19 protein-coding genes and 1 tRNA gene are annotated in these 18,278 nt (G+C 32.8%); 10 read left to right on the forward strand and 10 right to left on the reverse strand.

All coding sequences use genetic code 11. The features are described 5' to 3' along the window. Positions 1–17: 17 nt before the first annotated feature. Positions 18–1,142, reverse strand: coding sequence for a chromate efflux transporter (gene chrA / locus BMZ09_RS05220; RefSeq protein WP_090838166.1), 1,125 nt, complete (start codon positions 1,140–1,142; stop codon positions 18–20). Between the two features lie 118 nt (positions 1,143–1,260). Between chrA and BMZ09_RS05225 the strand changes: the two genes are divergently transcribed. Next, positions 1,261–1,989, forward strand: a complete 729-nt coding sequence (locus BMZ09_RS05225) for a DUF6503 family protein (protein ID WP_090838168.1) — start codon at positions 1,261–1,263, stop codon at positions 1,987–1,989. Positions 1,990–2,053: 64 nt separating this feature from the next. Next, entirely contained in the window at positions 2,054–2,905 is an 852-nt protein-coding gene (locus BMZ09_RS05230) for an OmpA/MotB family protein (protein ID WP_090838170.1), read from the forward strand. Positions 2,906–2,962: 57 nt separating this feature from the next. Here the strand turns inward: BMZ09_RS05230 and BMZ09_RS05235 are convergent, their stop codons facing one another. The 5 genes from BMZ09_RS05235 to BMZ09_RS05255 form a co-directional block, all read right to left on the reverse strand. After that, positions 2,963–3,709: a CPBP family intramembrane glutamic endopeptidase gene (locus tag BMZ09_RS05235; RefSeq protein ID WP_090838172.1), complete on the reverse strand. Its 747-nt coding sequence runs from the start codon at positions 3,707–3,709 to the stop codon at positions 2,963–2,965. After that, a complete protein-coding gene (locus tag BMZ09_RS05240) occupies positions 3,709–4,215 on the reverse strand; it encodes a zinc ribbon domain-containing protein (RefSeq protein ID WP_090838174.1) in 507 nt (168 codons plus the stop codon). Before BMZ09_RS05240 ends, BMZ09_RS05235 begins: the two co-directional genes overlap by 1 nt. A 132-nt stretch (positions 4,216–4,347) precedes the next feature. Next, positions 4,348–6,828: a ribonucleoside-diphosphate reductase subunit alpha gene (locus BMZ09_RS05245; protein WP_090838176.1), complete on the reverse strand. Its 2,481-nt coding sequence runs from the start codon at positions 6,826–6,828 to the stop codon at positions 4,348–4,350. A gap of 216 nt (positions 6,829–7,044) precedes the next feature. Continuing rightward, positions 7,045–8,025: a ribonucleotide-diphosphate reductase subunit beta gene (locus BMZ09_RS05250; protein ID WP_090838178.1), complete on the reverse strand. Its 981-nt coding sequence runs from the start codon at positions 8,023–8,025 to the stop codon at positions 7,045–7,047. Positions 8,026–8,636: 611 nt separating this feature from the next. Then, positions 8,637–9,206 (reverse strand): DUF3109 family protein, encoded by a 570-nt coding sequence (locus BMZ09_RS05255; RefSeq protein ID WP_090838180.1) that lies wholly within the window; start codon positions 9,204–9,206, stop codon positions 8,637–8,639. Positions 9,207–9,364: 158 nt separating this feature from the next. On the opposite strand from BMZ09_RS05255, the gene BMZ09_RS05260 reads away from it, so the two are divergent. Genes BMZ09_RS05260 through BMZ09_RS05270 form a run of 3 tightly spaced genes read left to right on the forward strand, consistent with a single transcriptional unit; the run spans position 9,365 to position 10,784 of the window. Next, positions 9,365–9,946: a MarC family protein gene (locus tag BMZ09_RS05260; protein WP_090838182.1), complete on the forward strand. Its 582-nt coding sequence runs from the start codon at positions 9,365–9,367 to the stop codon at positions 9,944–9,946. 35 nt (positions 9,947–9,981) lie between these two features. Next, positions 9,982–10,179, forward strand: a complete 198-nt coding sequence (locus BMZ09_RS05265; protein ID WP_090838184.1) for a hypothetical protein — start codon at positions 9,982–9,984, stop codon at positions 10,177–10,179. Further along, the gene (locus BMZ09_RS05270; RefSeq protein ID WP_090838186.1) at positions 10,179–10,784 is read left to right on the forward strand and encodes an FAD-dependent oxidoreductase; all 606 of its coding nucleotides are present in this window, start codon (positions 10,179–10,181) and stop codon (positions 10,782–10,784) included. Before BMZ09_RS05265 ends, BMZ09_RS05270 begins: the two co-directional genes overlap by 1 nt. Here the strand turns inward: BMZ09_RS05270 and BMZ09_RS05275 are convergent. From BMZ09_RS05275 to BMZ09_RS05285, 3 genes are all read right to left on the reverse strand, one after another. Next, entirely contained in the window at positions 10,781–12,376 is a 1,596-nt protein-coding gene (locus BMZ09_RS05275; protein WP_090838188.1) for a S41 family peptidase, read from the reverse strand. The genes BMZ09_RS05270 and BMZ09_RS05275 overlap by 4 nt on opposite strands. Then, positions 12,376–12,807: a deoxycytidylate deaminase gene (locus tag BMZ09_RS05280; protein ID WP_090838190.1), complete on the reverse strand. Its 432-nt coding sequence runs from the start codon at positions 12,805–12,807 to the stop codon at positions 12,376–12,378. The genes BMZ09_RS05275 and BMZ09_RS05280 overlap by 1 nt, the downstream gene beginning before the upstream one ends. A 120-nt stretch (positions 12,808–12,927) precedes the next feature. Beyond that, positions 12,928–13,518, reverse strand: coding sequence for a HupE/UreJ family protein (locus BMZ09_RS05285; protein ID WP_090838342.1), 591 nt, complete (start codon positions 13,516–13,518; stop codon positions 12,928–12,930). 153 nt (positions 13,519–13,671) lie between these two features. On the opposite strand from BMZ09_RS05285, the gene BMZ09_RS05290 reads away from it, so the two are divergent. Further along, the gene (locus tag BMZ09_RS05290) at positions 13,672–14,643 is read left to right on the forward strand and encodes a type I phosphomannose isomerase catalytic subunit (protein ID WP_090838192.1); all 972 of its coding nucleotides are present in this window, start codon (positions 13,672–13,674) and stop codon (positions 14,641–14,643) included. 8 nt (positions 14,644–14,651) lie between these two features. Then, positions 14,652–15,662, forward strand: coding sequence for a LacI family DNA-binding transcriptional regulator (locus BMZ09_RS05295; RefSeq protein WP_090838344.1), 1,011 nt, complete (start codon positions 14,652–14,654; stop codon positions 15,660–15,662). A gap of 53 nt (positions 15,663–15,715) precedes the next feature. Here the strand turns inward: BMZ09_RS05295 and BMZ09_RS05300 are convergent. Beyond that, a tRNA-Leu gene (locus tag BMZ09_RS05300) sits at positions 15,716–15,795 on the reverse strand. 150 nt (positions 15,796–15,945) lie between these two features. On the opposite strand from BMZ09_RS05300, the gene BMZ09_RS05305 reads away from it, so the two are divergent. The 3 genes from BMZ09_RS05305 (at position 15,946) to pth (ending at position 18,268) form a co-directional block, all read left to right on the forward strand. Then, positions 15,946–16,887, forward strand: a complete 942-nt coding sequence (locus tag BMZ09_RS05305; protein ID WP_090838193.1) for a ribose-phosphate pyrophosphokinase — start codon at positions 15,946–15,948, stop codon at positions 16,885–16,887. A 50-nt stretch (positions 16,888–16,937) separates the two neighbouring features. Then, positions 16,938–17,558: a 50S ribosomal protein L25/general stress protein Ctc gene (locus BMZ09_RS05310; RefSeq protein ID WP_090838194.1), complete on the forward strand. Its 621-nt coding sequence runs from the start codon at positions 16,938–16,940 to the stop codon at positions 17,556–17,558. A gap of 143 nt (positions 17,559–17,701) precedes the next feature. Then, on the forward strand, positions 17,702–18,268 hold the full coding sequence (gene pth, locus BMZ09_RS05315; RefSeq protein WP_245741091.1) for an aminoacyl-tRNA hydrolase: 567 nt from the start codon (positions 17,702–17,704) through the stop codon (positions 18,266–18,268). The last annotated feature ends 10 nt before the right edge of the window (positions 18,269–18,278 follow it).

Here is an 18,278-nt window from a genome sequence, read left to right on the forward strand (position 1 = left end):
AAGGTGGCTTTTTTTATTTAAAACAAACCAAATAATATATAACCTAAGGCTGTTCCAATTATAATAACCCAAATAGTGCTAACCTTGGTTTTAAACACTAAAAACACAGCAGTCAAGGCTATAACTATTGTTTTCCAATCTACTAATGTTTCTTTAGTCATAATAATTAAAACCGCTAGCATTATAGCAACTGCAGCAACATTTACAGCATCCAAAAAGTAACGCAATACTTTAGATTGTTGCATTCTTGAGATATAAGGGTTTAAAATAAGCACAAATAAAAAGGAAGGTAAAAAAATACCAGTCGTAGCAGCTAATGCTCCCGATAATCCAGACAATTGATACCCTATAAAAGTAGAAGTAGATAAAACTGGACCAGGCGTAAATTGTCCCACTGCAATAGCGTCTAACAGTTCTACCCTAGTTAACCAGCCTTTAGTTACTAATTCGGCATCTAAATACGCAAATAAGACGTATCCACTACCATATAAAATAGCACCGACTTTTAAAAAAGTCCAAAACACATTAATAGCTGTTATTTTTAAAATAGAAGCACTAACACCAGACACCAGAAAAAAGGGCATTATAGAATTTAGACTATTAACCTTGCGCGCTTTTAAATAAAAATAAAGCATCCCAACTACACCCGCTGTTAGCAATGCAAAAATCTCGTTGACACCTAATAAACTAGCTACCAAAACCAAAACACCAATTACAGTAAGTTCTATTGTTTTGACCGCTTTTTTACCTAATTTGATAACCGCAGACGCAATAATAGCCAAAACTGCAGGTTTTATACCAATTACAAAAGGTTTAACTTTTGGCAAATCACCATACTTAACATAAAAATAAGCCAAAATAGCAGTTATAATAATGGCCGGAAAGATAAAAGCCAATCCTGCTACAAACAACCCTTTTTTACCAGCACGCTCATAACCGCAATGCATGGTCATTTCGGTAGAGTTTGGTCCTGGTATTAAATTAGTAGTCCCAATTAAATCCAAAAAATACGATCTAGTCATCCATTTTCTTTTGGTTACTACCTCCTCTTCCATCATAGCAATATGTGCTGCTGGACCACCAAAAGCAAAACACCCTAATCTAAAAAAAACAATTGCTACTTCTTTAAGCTTTGTATTCATCAAAAATCAATATTTAATGCTAAGTTAATTAATTACAAAGATCTTCAAAAGACAACAAGAATACTACGGATTAGTTTAACCTTACCTATATTTTGTATTTTAGTAAATAAATTATAATATGAAATTATCACAAGTCGCATTTATATTAGTGTTCAGCTTAAGCTTAACCTACTCTTTTGGTCAAACTCTGACTGGTCAACAATTACTAGAGAACGCTATAAAATATCACGATCCAAATAATCAATGGACCAACTTTAATGACACTTTAAATGTAACAATGGAACTGCCTAAAAGTTCAAGTAGAGATAGTCAAATTATAATAAACCTACCACAAGAAACTTTCTATTTAAAAGCTGTAAGAGATACCATAGCTACAGAATATACTGTTAGAAAAGACACCTGTAACATAACGTATAACGGTAATTCTAAAATAACAGCAGCCTTTGCTAAGACACATAATTTAAGTTGTGAAAGAGCCAAAATGTTTAAAAATTACTACACTTATCTATACGGTTTACCTATGAAGTTAAAAGATCCAGGAACAATAATAGACCAAACAGTACAACAAAAAACATTTAAAGGAAAAGACTACTTAGTCTTAAAAGCATCTTATGATAAAGCTGTTGGAAGCGATGTTTGGTTTTTCTATTTTAACCCTGAAACCTTTGCAATGAAAGTATATCAATTTTTTAAAACAGATGACCAAGGAAAACTAAAATTAGATACTGGAGAATATATTTTGCTAACAGAGCAATTAGAGGTAAATCAAATAAAAATTCCAAAAGTACGTGCTTGGTACTATAACAAGGATGACAAGTATTTAGGAACAGATATCTTAAAAAAATAGACTTTAAAACATCTAAAAAGTGATGCTGTGCGTAAATACTATAATTAATTAGTTAAAACAAAATATGAAAAAAACAGCAATCTCACTACTAGCATTAATAGTATTAGCATCATGTGTATCTAAAAAGAAATATGTCGCACTAGAACAGCAAAATGGCGAAATTACTAGCCAATTACAAAAAACTCAAGTTGAAAAAGAAGATTTAGAAGCTAAATTCGCGAAAATAGAATCTAGAGTAAATGATTATAACTCTAAGATTAACAACCTTACTAATGAGGTTGGCGTATTAACTGAAGAGAATCAGACTAAATTTGATGCAGTTGGCAATAAAGCTGTTATTTCTGAAAAAGCAAAAATTGGAATGCGCGAAACGTTAAGCAAAGTAAGTCCTGATGTAATGAAATATTACACAACGGTGGAAGACTCTATGAATCTTGCCTTATCATTAAACCTTAAGCGTTTTGTGGATACAACAGATTTAGACGAAAGCGATGATATCTCAATAAGCATAGACCAAACTGTAGTAATGATATCTATATCTGACAAAATGTTATTTAACAGCGGAAGTTACAGAATTAACAAAAAAGCAGATAAAATTTTACAAAAGTTAGCTGATGTCATAAATTCTGAGCCAAGTTTAGATGTTATGATAGAAGGGCATACAGACTCTAGAAGTATTAGCACAAGTAAAGTAGCAGACAACTGGGATTTAAGTGTTTTACGTGCCACTTCTGTGGTTAGAAAACTTCAAAAAGACTTTGGTGTTGCGCCAGAAAAATTAATTGCATCTGGAAGAAGTAGCTACCAACCGATAACAGAAAACGATACTAAAGAAGGACGCTCTAGAAACAGACGTACACGTATTGTTATATTACCAAACATTGATAAGTTTTTTGCTTTAATGGCGTCTAACTAAATAAAATACAGTAAAAAAAGGTAAAAGGAGCATCCATAAATGGGTGCTTTTTTTGTTTCAAAACGAATAAAAATTATAGTAATCTAGCATCAAAACAATCAAGTTGTGTAAAAAATGAATAATCATTCCTAACCACAGTGTATTGTATCGACTTCTTAAATACCCTAGCAATAAACCAAAAGGGAAAATCCAAAGAAAGGATAGCACAGAAAAATGTATTAAAGCAAATAAAAAGGCAGTTGCAACAATGGTTAACTTGTCCGTAGTAACTTGTTTTAATTGATTAAAAAGAACACCTCTAAAAGCCAATTCTTCAATAATTGGAGGTGTAATAGCTGTAAATAATATCGCCCAGAATAAAGGGTGATCTAAGTATAAGTAACTCTCATAATAGTTTGCAACATCTCCTGCAGAAAATAGGTAATTAACAAATTCGATAAAAAAGTAAACAAAAAAACTAGTAATAATGGGCGTTATGATTGAAAACCCAATCAGTTTTAAATTCACATTATCAAAACTATACAGCTTTAAAAGCGGTTTTAAATTTAAAGAAGCAAAACCAACGACGATGCAAGCAAAACCAATTTCGACAAGAATATCAGCTTCTAGATTAAACGGAAATGTGAGCTCTACATAATACACTAATACGATAAATACCAACATTGCTATATAAAAGCCAATAATAGTATTTACATTTTTAATTTTTGTTGTGGTTGTCATTTTACCAACAGCGGTTCCGCATTGAGAACAGAATTTTACTTCAGTTTCAAAAGCTGCATGACAATGCTTACAAGATAACTCCATTAAGCTGATTTGGTTATTGAAGACGCAGAATAGATTCCTTTAGCTAAAAACACAATAATTAAGACTTTCCAAATTATACCTGCAACCAATGTTAACGGATCAGCAATAGCTGATATAACTATAACAGTTAAATATAATAGCAAACCTAAAAGTAGCGCTACTAAAGGTTTTCTGTTGGACCACGATCCTAATATTACATAAATAAAACCGACAATAACATTTATAAGTAAGGCACCAACATCACTATCTTGAAAGTATAAAAACAAGCCAAAAACAAGAACAATACCCGCTATAACATACAGCGTATTTCTAGCTGATTTTATTTTTTCAGCTGCATTATTGTTTTTACGCTTATTCATCACGCGTTTAGCATAAAACTTAGCAACATCCTGTTCTGTTCCTTTTATTGGATACCCACATTCTTCACAAAATGAATCTTCTTCTCGTATAACCGAATCGCAGTTATTGCATTCTAATGCGGATGTGATAATTTTAGGAGCTTCCATTAAGGGTTAGTTTTGAAATAGAAAGATACTATAATATTGTAGTTTTCAAATAAAAAAAGCATCCATTTCTGGATGCTTTTTTAGATTATAACACTTTAATTTAGATAAGCTCAGCAATCTTATCTATTCTTTTTAAGACCCACACATAAGGCAATCATCACCTTCTGCTTCTTTAGCCTGAGCAATTAATGCTTTCATTTCTTCCGGCGACATTGCTTCTCCTTTAACACTAGAAGTATTTGCAAATTTAGCTGCTGCATCTGCTGCTGCTTGCTGCTTTTGTGCAACACCATCATTATTCGCAACCTCAATCGTAGCTTTAACTTCTACTGGCTCAGCTTTCTTTTGTTTAGTAACTGTCATTTTCTTAGCGTCCACTGCACTCTTAGATCTTAAGTAGTACATTCCTGTTTTTAAACCACTTTTCCATGCGTAAAAATGCATAGATGTTAGTTTAGCCATAGTTGCACCTTCTAAGAATAAGTTAAGCGATTGTGATTGATCTATAAAATAACCACGTTGTCTAGACATATCAATAATGTCTTTCATGCTTAACTCCCAAACTGTTTTGTATAAATCCTTTATGTCTTGAGGAATAATATCTACATCTTGAACAGAACCGTTAGCTCTCATGATTTCGTTTTTAAGATCATCATTCCATAATCCTAAGTCTACTAAATCTTCTAATAAATGCTTATTTACTACAATAAACTCTCCTGATAATACACGACGCGTATAAATGTTAGACGTGTAAGGCTCAAAACACTCGTTATTACCTAATATTTGACTTGTAGATGCTGTTGGCATTGGCGCAACTAATAACGAGTTACGTACACCATGTTTTTTAACATCTTTTCTTAATTTATCCCAGTCCCAACGACCGCTTAAAGTATCTTCTTGAATATTCCATAAGTTATGTTGGAATTGTCCTTGACTTATTGGAGATCCTTCATACGTTTGGTATGGTCCGTCTACTTTTGCTTCTTCCATACTAGCTGTTAATGCAGCATAGTAAAGTGTTTCAAAAATATCTTGATTTAATGCTTTTGCTTCATCACTAGTAAAAGGCATACGCAATTTAATAAATGCATCTGCTAATCCTTGCACACCTAAACCAACTGGTCTATGACGGAAGTTAGAGTTTTCTGCTTCTTTAACAGGGTAGTAATTACGATCAATTACTCTGTTTAAGTTTTTAGTGACACGCTTAGTAATACGGAATAACTCTTTATGGTCAAATTCTCCATTTTTAATAAACATTGGTAACGCTATAGACGCTAGATTACAAACAGCAACTTCATCTTTAGAAGTATACTCCATAATTTCCGTACATAAGTTAGACGACTTAATAGTCCCTAAATTTTTCTGGTTTGACTTACGGTTTGCTGCATCTTTATACAACATGTAAGGTGTTCCTGTTTCGATTTGAGACTCTAAAATTTTCTCCCAAAGCTCACGTGCTTTTATAGACTTTCGTCCTTTTCCTTCTGCTTCATACTTAGTATATAATGCTTCAAACTCTTCACTATGCACATCAGATAATCCAGGACATTCATTTGGACACATTAACGTCCACTCTGCATTGTCTTGCACACGAGCCATAAATAAATCAGGCATCCACATTGCGTAAAATAAATCACGTGCACGTAACTCTTCTGCTCCTGTATTTTTCTTTAAATCTAAAAAGCTAAAAATATCAGCATGCCAAGGTTCGATATACATTGCAAAACTTCCTTTACGTTTTCCACCACCTTGATCTACGTAACGTGCTGTATCATTAAAAACCTTTAACATAGGCACAATACCGTTACTAGTACCATTTGTTCCTGCAATATAACTACCTGTAGCACGTACATTATGGATAGATAATCCAATACCTCCTGCAGATTGCGATATTTTAGCAGTTTGTTTTAATGTGTCATATATACCATCAATACTATCGTCTTGCATTGCTAATAAAAAGCATGAAGACATTTGTGGTTTTGGCGTTCCGGAATTGAAAAGTGTTGGCGTTGCGTGTGTAAAGAATTTTTTAGACATCAGCTCGTATGTTTCGATAGCTGAATCTAAATCGTTTAAATGGATTCCGATAGAGACACGCATTAACATATGCTGTGGTCTTTCGGCAATTTGTCCATTAAGTTTTAATAAGTATGAACGCTCTAAAGTTTTAAACCCAAAATAATCATAACTAAAATCACGATTATAGATAATTGTTGAGTCTAATTTTTCTTTATTATCCATGATAACTTTGTACACCTCATCAGATAATAAAGGAGCTTCCTTACCTGTTCTTGGGTTTACGTATACATACAAATCATGCATTACTTCACTAAATGTCTTTTTAGTGTTTTTGTGTAAGTTAGATACTGATATACGAGCAGCTAAACGTGCATAATCTGGGTGAGACGTCGTCATTGTTGCTGCAACCTCTGCAGCTAAATTATCTAACTCACTAGTAGTTACACCATCATATAATCCTTCAATTACACGCATGGCCACTTTTAGTGGATCTACAAGTTCGTTTAAGCCATAGCACAACTTACGCACTCTGGCAGTAATTTTGTCGAACATTATTTGTTCTTTTCTTCCGTCTCTTTTAATTACATACATACTTTACACATTTTTTAATGCTTTCCTGATTCGCCTTTCAGAAAAGGGGTTAACATCCTAACCTAAACTTACAATAAGCTGTATTCCAGCAACCTACTTGTTTAGTGATTAATTATATTCCTAGCATTGGAGCAAAAATTAGTACTTAGCCTTACATACGTAATGCCTATATTATTTATGTCTCCAAATAAAATTATTTACGATTTGACGTCGATATTAAAAATCGAAATCCATATTGTATTTATCCTCATCAACTTCTTTGTTCATAACACCAGCTTTTTGGTAATCTCCCACTCTTTTTTCAAAAAAGTTAGTTTTACCTTGTAGTGATATCATTTCCATAAAGTCAAATGGATTAGCGGTATTATATACCTTATCGCAACCTAAGTCATCTAATAAACTATCGGTTACAAACTCAAGATACTGAGTCATTAATTTAGAATTCATACCAATTAAACTTACAGGAAGAGATTCTGTTATAAATTCTCTTTCAATGTTTAAGGCATCTACTATAATTTCTTTAATACGTTCTTTTGGTACTTTATTAACTAAATGATTTTCATGAAGGTGTACTGCAAAATCACAATGCATTCCTTCGTCACGAGAAATCAATTCGTTAGAAAACGTTAAACCTGGCATAATACCACGTTTTTTCAACCAAAATATAGCACAAAACGAACCTGAAAAGAAAATCCCTTCTACTGCTGCAAACGCAATTAAACGTTCTGCAAAACTTGGAGAATCAATCCATTTAAGTGCCCAATCTGCTTTTTTCTTAATAGCTGGAAACGTTTCAATAGCGTTAAATAAACCATTTTTCTCAGTTTCGTCTTTAACATATGTATCAATTAATAATGAATACGTTTCACTGTGTATGTTTTCCATCATAATTTGGAAACCATAAAAGAATTTTGCTTCACTATACTGTACTTCGTTTACAAAGTTTTCAGCTAAATTTTCGTTAACAATCCCATCACTAGCAGCAAAAAATGCTAACACGTGTTTGATAAAGTAACGCTCGTCGTCAGTTAATTTTTCTGTCCAATCCGTAATGTCTTGATGTAAATCAATCTCCTCTGCTGTCCAAATGCTAGCCATAGATTTTTTATACCATTCCCATAAATCATGATGTTGAATAGGGAAAATAACGAATCTATCTTTGTTTTCTGCTAAAATTGGCTCTATTTCTTGCGACATTGTATTGGGTTTTTCTGTGATTTTAAATTGCGATTATCTGCCTTGACTTGGGACTAACAAAGATTGGAAATAATCTATGATTTTAAAAGGTGGTTTGTGCTAAATTTTCTCAAAGTTTTTAACATTGATTGTTGAAATGTGGGGCTACAAGTGGCTGTTACTGATGTTGCGGAATTATTTAGTTTTTAATAAGTTTTTATTCCGAAAATTAAACCGAAAAAAGTCTGAAATAACAAAAAAAATCACTACTTTATAACTCCTTTTTCATGATAATTTTCAGAAATCCGCAATATACTGACGCTTAAATAGAAACAACTTTTTACAGAAAAAACAAGCGATCACAACACTGAAAGTCAACAAAATACACAAAAACAAAATCTAAAAAAGCGTCGTTTTGACCCTCCTAAAAATATTAAAATGATTGTTTTTTATGAATTTAATCGTAAAATATTTATTGATTAACAGCCTTAACAAACACAATTATTATTTGAGAAAATAATTGACATCAATTAGCGTGTCAGATTTGCTTTACAAAACAAGAATTAGACATCAAATCGAACAATAAGCAGCTCTGATTTTTACAAAAAACAATAAAGAAAAGAGTTCTATTATTATCTTGACATTTTACTTGCCACTTTCTCTAATTCAGTATACCAATCTTCACCAAATTTTCTTACCAAAGCTTCTTTTACAAATTTATAAACTGGCACTTGCAACTCCTTACCTAAAGAACAGGCATCATCACAAATATCCCATTTATCATAATTTACGGCAGAAAACTCAGTATAATCCTTAACTCTAATCGGGTATAAATGACATGACACAGGCTTCTTCCACTCTACTTCACCAGCATTATAGGCTTGTTCAATACCGCACATCGCTGTTTTTTTGTCATCAAAAGTAACATAAGCACATTCTGCACCACCAACTAGAGGTGTTTCAAGATCTCCAAAACCAGTAATTATTGATGTTCCTTGAGCCTCAATAGACGCAATACCTTCTTCACGTAAATACGGCTTAACCTTAGGATAAATTTCTTTTAAAATCCGTGCTTCTTCTTCGCTCAAAGGTGCTCCCGCATCCCCTTCTACACAACATGCCCCTTTACAAGCAGACAGGTTACACACAAAATCATTTTCGATTATAGACTCAGACACTATTGTTTTACCTAATTGAAACATAATTACGTCTTAATTGTTTTTTTAGCAAATATAAAATATCTAATTAAAGTATAAGGTGTTTATCTAAAAAGTAAAACTTCTAGTTAGTTTACTATTGTATTTCAATGAATTACCACTATTTTTGCCGAAAATTTCAGGATAATTTAAATTATAAAATCATGCCTATCAATTTTAAAGAAATATTCACGGTCTTTATGGTGCTATTTGCAGTAATCGATATTGTTGGAAACATCCCGATTATCATAGATTTACGTAAAAAAGTTGGACATATTCAAAGTGAAAAAGCAGCAATTATAGCTGGAGTTATCCTAATTGCATTTCTATTTTTAGGAAAAAGTATCCTAAATCTAATTGGTATTAACGTGAGCTCTTTTGCGGTAGCAGGATCCTTTATTTTATTCTTTATTGCTTTAGAAATGATTTTAGGTATAACCTTATATAAAGAAGAAGACACAAATCCTATAACAGCTTCTGTGTTTCCTTTGGCATTCCCTCTGATTGCAGGACCAGGAAGCTTAACAACCCTATTATCATTACGCGCAGAATACGACATAAAAAACATTATAATAGCGGTTATTTTAAACGTTATTGTTATTTACATTGTATTAAAAACTTCAAGACGTATAGAACGCTTTATTGGACAAAATGGGATAAACATAATTAGAAAAGTATTTGGAGTGATTTTATTAGCCATAGCAGTCAAGTTGTTTACTGATAACATCAAAATACTATTAGCTTAATCCGTAATTATTGTATTTTTGTAAAAATTTTTTCAATGAAACTATTTACCTATATCACAACTATTTTAGCTATTGCGTTAATAATTTACAACGCTGGCAAACTTGATTTTTCTGCTTTATTTCAAGGCGAAAGTATTGTTGCTATGATTACCATTTTAGCTTCGCTTTGCGCTATTGCTTTAGTACAAATTTTACGTGTTTCTAAAAAAATAGAAGCAAAAACCAAAGGCTAATGCAATTTGATACTATAATAATAGGTGGCGGTGCCGCAGGCTTATCTTGTGCTTTAGTTTTAGGCTCTGGTTTAAGCAAACCCTTTGCGGAAGGCAAAACGGTTGCTATTGTTATGCATCAAAAAACATCGCATCTACAAAATGCTTTATTCAATAATGTTTTAGGTTTACAACCTGGTAGTTTAGGTAAAGACATACTTGAGGAAGGTGCGCAACAATTAGCAAATTTATACCCACAAGTTGTACAAATCGATAAAGAAAAAGTAGAACAAATAACTGAATCCGAACATGCTTTTAGCATTATAACCAACAAAACAACTTACACCGCAAAACGTGTTGTAATTGCAGTTGGCTACACCAATCTACTAAACATTAAAGGTTTAGAAAACTACATTAAACCACATCCAAAAGCCGCTATTGAAAAAGATAGAATCTGGTTAGAGAACACAGACCACCTAATCAAAGACAATTTATATGTTGCTGGCACATTGGCGGGTTGGAGAAGTCAGTTTGCTATCGCTTCAGGAAGCGGTGCACATGTTGCTACGGATATTTTAACGTTATGGAATAATGGAAAGCACACTAAAGTGCATGATAAAGCCTAGTTACTAGACGTTTGATTTAAATCAATGACTTTATCTATCATAATATCATGCTTGTTTAAAATTTTAAAGTAAGCACCAAAACCAAATAACTGTTCTGCTAAAGTAGCTTTTAAGTAGTGTTTAACCTCTTCTTTATAAGCTACAAAAACAATATTTGATCGTGTTTTTAGTTTTAAATAATCCTCTAAAGCATGCACCATAGTATCACTAATTGTAAAGTTCTCGAAAAAATCTGATTTAGAAATAGCTGCATAGGTAGCTCTATCTTTATCCAACTGTTCAAAAATAAAATTATTTAAATACCCTCTTTTTTCTAAAAACGTAAGGGTTTCGTTTTGCATGCTAGTATCGTAAGGCACAAATACATCTGGTATTATACCACCGCCTCCATATACAATGTTTCCTTTAGGTGTTTTAAATTTTAATGAGTCTGCTACCTCTATTTTCTTTTCATCTAAAAGCTCCCCTCTATTTAAACGATCTGCAAAATCATCGTAATAATCTCTGTTCCCGTTTTCATAAGAACGTTGGATTGACCGACCTGTTGGTGTATAATACTTTGAAACCGTTAAACGGACCGCACTACCATCACCTAATTTCATTTCGCGTTGCACTAAACCTTTACCATAAGATCGTCTTCCAACAATAGTCCCTTTATCGTTATCTTGTAAAGCACCAGCAATAATCTCGGATGCAGAAGCAGAGTTCTCGTCAATCATAACATAAACATGACCTTCCTCAAACTCGCCTCTACTTGTTGCGTAACTCCTATCTTCTTTTCCTTTTTTATTTCTAGTATAGACCACAAGTTTGTCATCTTCCAAAAACTCATCTACAATACTTACTGCAATCTCTAAGAAACCACCTGGGTTTCCTCTTAAATCTAAAGCTAAACCAGTAGCACCTTGCTTCTTTAAATTTTTTAATGCTTTACTAAACTCTTTATAAGTACTTTCTGCAAAACGGTTTATTTTTATATAACCTAATGTTTCCGTTAACATGTAAGCAGCATCAACACTTTTAATAGACACCTCATCCCTTGTGACGTCAAACGACAATAGGTCTGGCGTTCCTTTTCTAAAGACCTCTAATATTAAATTAGAATACCGCTCCCCTTTTAACTTATCTACTAAGGTATCATTATCATAACCACCACCTAAAAGCGACTCTCCATTAGCAGACACAATCCTATCACCACCAACAATTCCCGCTTTAGCACTAGGACCATTCTCGATCGTTTTAATGACTGTAATTGTATCTTTAAAGGTGTAGAAGTTTATACCAATACCAACAAAATTACCTTTCATGTTTTCGGTAACTTTCTGCATGTCTTCTTTAGGAATATAAACAGAATGCGGATCTAAGTTATTTAGAATACCATTTACCGTAACATCTACGATGCTATCCGTATTAACATCTTCTACATACTCATAGTCTATATAATCAATAAGCCTATTAAGCTTATCCTTTTTACTATTAGCAGTAAATAACTTATCTGATGTATCTCCAAAATTTAGTTTTCCGCCAATAAAAATACCTGCCGCAATTGCAACACCTATTATTAAAGGAAAATATATTTTGGCTTTAGACATTATTCTTCTAATTGTTCTATTAATTGCAAATCGATACCAGCCTTTTCTAAAAATTTAAGCCCAGAATCGTCTTTATATCCTTGATTGTAAACCACACGAATAATTCCTGCTTGGTGTATTAACTTACTACACTCTTTACAAGGCGACATGGTTATATATAACGTCGCCCCTTTACAAGATTGGGTAGAAGATGCTACTTTTAAAATAGCATTAGCTTCCGCATGTAAAACATACCATTTTGTATAACCTTCGTCATCTTCACAATAGTTTTCAAAACCACTTGGCGTACCGTTGTAACCATCTGAAATTATCATTCGGTCTTTAACTATTAAGGCTCCTACTTGCTTACGTTTACATGAAGATAATTTTCCCCATTCTGTAGCAATTCTAAGATAAGCTTTATCGTATTTAAGTTGTTTTTGTTTTGACATAATTTGGTAATATACAAATGAAAACGCGCACAAAGACGTGTTTGAATACTAACGAAGATACTCGCTTCATATTTCAATTACAATTCTAAACAATAAGTTTTATGAAAACTTTAATGAAAACTAGTCTAGCATAGGGCTATTTAAAAGCATCGGGATAACAAGACCAATAACTATTGCAGATATAACCATTACCCAATCACGTTTAGAAAATCTAAATACGGTTTGAAAAATGTATCCCAAAAACAGAATTACAAACACAATAATAATTTGAGCAATTTCAATACCTAAAGCAAACTCAAAAAGCCTTAATAACTTACTGTCTCCTTTATCTAAACTCATCCTAAACTCTCTAGCAAATCCAAATCCATGGACCAATCCAAAAAACAGAGTAGAAACAAATAACAGACCCATTTTTTGACTTTTGGACTGTTTTCCTGCTGTAAACACATTATATATAGCCACAATCATGATGGTAACAGGTATTAAAAACTCTATTAAATTACCATCAATTTTAACCATTCCATAACTAGCCAACACTAACGAAATAGTATGACCAACAGTAAACATAGTAACCAGCCAAAGCACTCGTTTCCAATCTCTAAACAAATACGGAACAGCTAAAACTATTAAAAATAAAACGTGATCATAAGCATTAATATCTAGCACGTGATTAATACCGTATTGTACGTGTAGCCAAAAGTCTTGGAGCATAAACATTGAGTTTTAGGGTTGCTGTAAAGATACATAAAAACAAAAATGCTTTCCAAATTCTGTGATTATAACACCATAAAAAAAAGGATTTGCTAAAAAACTATAAAATATACTGATAGTTTGGTAAATTTGACCCAGACTATTACGCAATCAATGACATTATACCCACTAAAATTTAAACCGCTTTACAAATATAAAATTTGGGGTGGCAACAAACTGAGAACAGAATTAGGCAAAAGCTTTACCGAAGAAAACATTGGTGAATCTTGGGAAATCTCTGATGTTAAAAATGACGAAAACGAAGTTTTAGAGGGCGAATTAAAAGGTTTTACATTAAAACAATTAATAAAAAAATATAAAGGCGCCTTTTTAGGCACATCAGTTTACAATACTTTTGGCAACGACTTTCCATTACTAATTAAGTTTATTGACGCAAAAACACCGCTTTCTATTCAAGTACACCCAAGTAACGAAATAGCAATAGAACGCCATAATTCGTTTGGAAAAAATGAAATGTGGTATGTCATGCAAGCTGAAAAAGAAGCAGAATTAATTGTTGGCTTTAAAGAACAAATTACTTTAAATCAATTTGAATCAAGCCTAGAAAACAACACACTCTTAAATGTAATGCATAACGAAGTTGTAAAAAAAGGAGACGCTTTTTACATTCCAACTGGTTACGTACACGCTATTGGAGCAGGTGTATTATTGGCAGAAATACAGCAAACATCAGATATAACCTACCGTATTTATGATTACGACAGAATAGAAGAAGCTACTGGACTAAAAAGAGAGCTTCATACAGAGCTAGCAAAACATGTTATTGATTTTGAAGTACACGAAAACTATAAAACAACCTATAGCAAAGCACCTAACAAATCTAACACGTTAATACATTCGCCTTACTTTAAAACTAATTTTATACAAGTAGAAGGTGATTTACAAAAAGATTATTCAACTTTAGATTCTTTTGTAATATACATCTGTGTAGACGGAAGCACGACATTACAGTGGAATAATAATGTATTTAGTCTAAAAAGAGGCGAAACCATATTACTTCCCGCTGCTATTGAAAACATTTTATTATCTTCCGACTATTGCCAATTGTTAGAAGTTTATTTATAATACAAGCTATGAAAAAAATTACTTTAAAAGATATCGCTATTCATTTTAGTGTTTCAATTTCTACCGTTTCTAAAGCACTAAACGACAGTCCTGAAATAAGTAAAGCTACATCTGAAGAAATTAAAGCTTACGCCAAAGAAATAAACTACACACCAAATTTTAACGCGTTAAGTTTAAAAAACCAACGCACAAAAACTATTGGGATAATTATCCCAAACATGCTTAACTATTACTTTGCACAAGTATTAAAAGGAATAGAAAAAGTAGCTACACAAAAAGGATATAAAATAATAACCTGTATATCTAACGAGTCTCTTCAAAAAGAAATTGAAACAATACAGATGTTGTCTACAGGTGTTGTAGACGGATTTATTTTATCTGTTGCTGAAGAAACAGAAGCTCAAAAAGAGTATCAACATTTTAATTCTTGCATCGAAAAAGAAATTCCGTTAGTCATGTTTGACCGTGTTGTAGAAGACATTAATTGTGACAAAGTTATTACTAACGATTTTATGGCTTCTGTAAATGCTGTAAACTATTTTAAAAACAAAGGCAGTAAAAAAATAGCTTTTGCTGGCGCAAACATGGATTTAAGTGTTGGAAAACTACGTCATGAAGGGTATTTAGCAGGATTAAAGAACAACAATATAGAAGAAGACAAAGACATTATAATTACTACTCATGAGATGTATTACAGAAATCATGATGCAGTTGTAAGACCATTGTTTGATCACACATTTGATGCCTTAATAGCCTCAAACGAATCTGTTGCGATTGCAGCTATGAAAATAGCTCAAGAAAAAGGAATAAAAATACCAGAAGACCTTTCCATCTTAGCCTTTTCAAACGGTATTTTAGCAAGACACTCCAATCCAAGACTTACTACTATTAGTCAGCACGGTGAAATTATAGGAGAAAAAGCAGCTACCCTTTTAATTAACAAACTTCAAAACAATATCACTACAACTAGTATTGAGACTGTAGAAACAGATATAGTTATTAGAGATTCTTCAAAATAAGCAGTTCTAAAAATAAAAAACCTTCAACTTATAAAGCTGAAGGTTTTACTTAGTACTCAAGGCGGGAATCGAACCCGCACTCCGAAGAATCGGATTTTGAATCCGACGCGTCTACCAATTCCGCCACTTGAGCAATCTGAATTTGATTTGGCAAAAATAAATATATTTTAGACAAATCCTTTAAAAATAGCGTCTAATATCTTTTAAAGCTGAAAAATTATAGTAAATTTGCACCTTATTAAAAATCACGCAGGCTAAAAACCTACACAACAACAGATTAACAATGCCGAATACAAAGCCCGAAGCTAAAATATTTTCAATTACGCAAAGTAAAGCTTTAGCAGAGAAAATTGCAGCTGCTTACGGAACTGATTTAGGTAAAGTAATTACCTCTACTTATAGCGATGGTGAATTTCAACCATCTTACGAAGAATCTATTAGAGGAACACGTATTTTTATTATAGGATCAACAAATCCTAGTTCTGAAAATTTGATGGAAATGTTGTTAATGATTGATGCTGCAAAACGTGCGTCAGCAAGACACATCACTGCAGTATTACCTTATTTTGGTTGGGCTAGACAAGATCGTAAAGACAAACCTAGAGTACCAATTGCTGCTAAATTAGTAGCTAAAATGTTGGAAACAGCTGGTGCAACTAGAATTGTAACAATGGATTTACATGCTGATCAAATACAAGGTTTTTTCGAGAAACCAGTAGACCATTTATTTGCTTCAACAATTTTCTTACCCTATTTAAAAGAGTTAAATCTTGACAACTTAACCATTGCTTCTCCAGATATGGGAGGATCAAAACGTGCTTATGCTTATTCAAAAGCGCTACAAAGTGATGTTGTAATATGCTACAAGCAACGTGCTAAAGCTAATGTTATTTCTCACATGGAGTTAATTGGAGATGTAACAGGGAAAAACGTGGTATTAGTTGATGATATGGTAGATACAGCCGGAACATTGACAAAAGCTGCCGATTTAATGATGGAACGTGGCGCCCTTAGCGTAAGAGCAATCTGTACACATCCAATTTTATCAGGGGATGCATACAATCGTATAGAAAATTCAAAATTAGAAGAACTGATAGTAACGGATTCCATTCCACTTAGACAAGAAAGTAAAAAAATAAAAGTATTAAGTTGTGCAGATTTATTTGCTGAAGTAATGCAAAATGTACATTATAATAAGTCTATTAGCTCTAAGTTTTTAATGTAAAAACGAGCTCAAAAAAAAGAATACAAATAATTAAATATAAATAAACACAAATGAAATCAATTACAATCAACGGATCCAAAAGAGAAAGCGTGGGCAAGAAAGTAACAAAAGCCTTACGTAATGCTGGTCAGGTTCCTTGCGTATTATACGGAGGAGACAACCAAGTGCATTTCTCTGCACCAGAATTAGCCTTCTCAAAACTTGTATACACACCAAATGCGCATACAGTTGTTATTGAGTTAGAAAGTGGTGAGAAATTTGACGCTATCTTACAAGATATCCAATTTCACCCTGTAACAGATAGAATCTTACACGTAGATTTCTACCAAACATTTGCAGATAAAGAAGTAACAATGGACATTCCACTTAACTACATTGGAAACCCTCGTGGAGTTAGAAATGGTGGTGTTTTACGTAAAAACAAACGTAGCTTAAGAGTTAAAGCGGTACCAGGAAATTTACCTGATTTTATCGATGCAAACATCGAAGATCTTAAAATTGGTAATAAACTTTATATTACTTCTTTAGTAAACGAAGACTACACTTTCATGCACCCAGACAACACTGTTGTATGTTTAGTAAGACGTTCTAGAGCTGCTATTACAGTAGACGAAGATGATGATGAAGGAGAAGCAGAAGGAGCAGATGCACCAGAAGCGACTCAAGAATAACATCTTTAGTTAAATATTTAAAAAAAGCATTCTGTTAATTCAGGATGCTTTTTTATTTTTACAAAAAAAGTATCATGTTTGATTGGATTATTACACGCTTTAAAACAAAAAAAATATCAAACACCATTGAAGAACAAGATCCTATGAAAAAATTCTTAATTGTTGGCCTAGGAAATATTGGTGCTAAGTACGAAAATACGCGTCACAATATTGGTTTTAAGGTCTTAGATTTTTTAGCTGAAAAAGAAAGCACAACCTTTGAAACTCAAAAACTAGGTGATGTTGCTACTTTTAGATTTAAAGGACGTACGTTTATACTCCTTAAGCCTAGCACATACATGAATTTAAGCGGGAAATCAATCCTATACTGGATGACTAAAGAAAAGATTCCTTTAGAAAACTTATTAGTCATTACCGACGATTTAAATCTACCTTTTGGAAGTTTAAGAATAAAGACCAAAGGAAGTGATGGTGGTCACAATGGACTAAAAGACACACAAGAAAAATTAAACACTAGTAAATACAATAGGTTTAGATTCGGAATTAGTGATGCCTTTAGCACAGGAAGACAAGTTGATTATGTTTTAGGCGAATGGGAGGATGAAGAAAACAAAAAACTACCAGAACGCTTAGAAAAATCAGCAGAGGTTGTAAAATCATTTGGAACAGCAGGAATAAATAATACCATGAATACATATAATGGTAAATAAAAAAAAGGAA

Source organism: Olleya namhaensis (assembly GCF_900114005.1).
In the GTDB taxonomy this organism is placed as follows: domain Bacteria; phylum Bacteroidota; class Bacteroidia; order Flavobacteriales; family Flavobacteriaceae; genus Olleya; species Olleya namhaensis.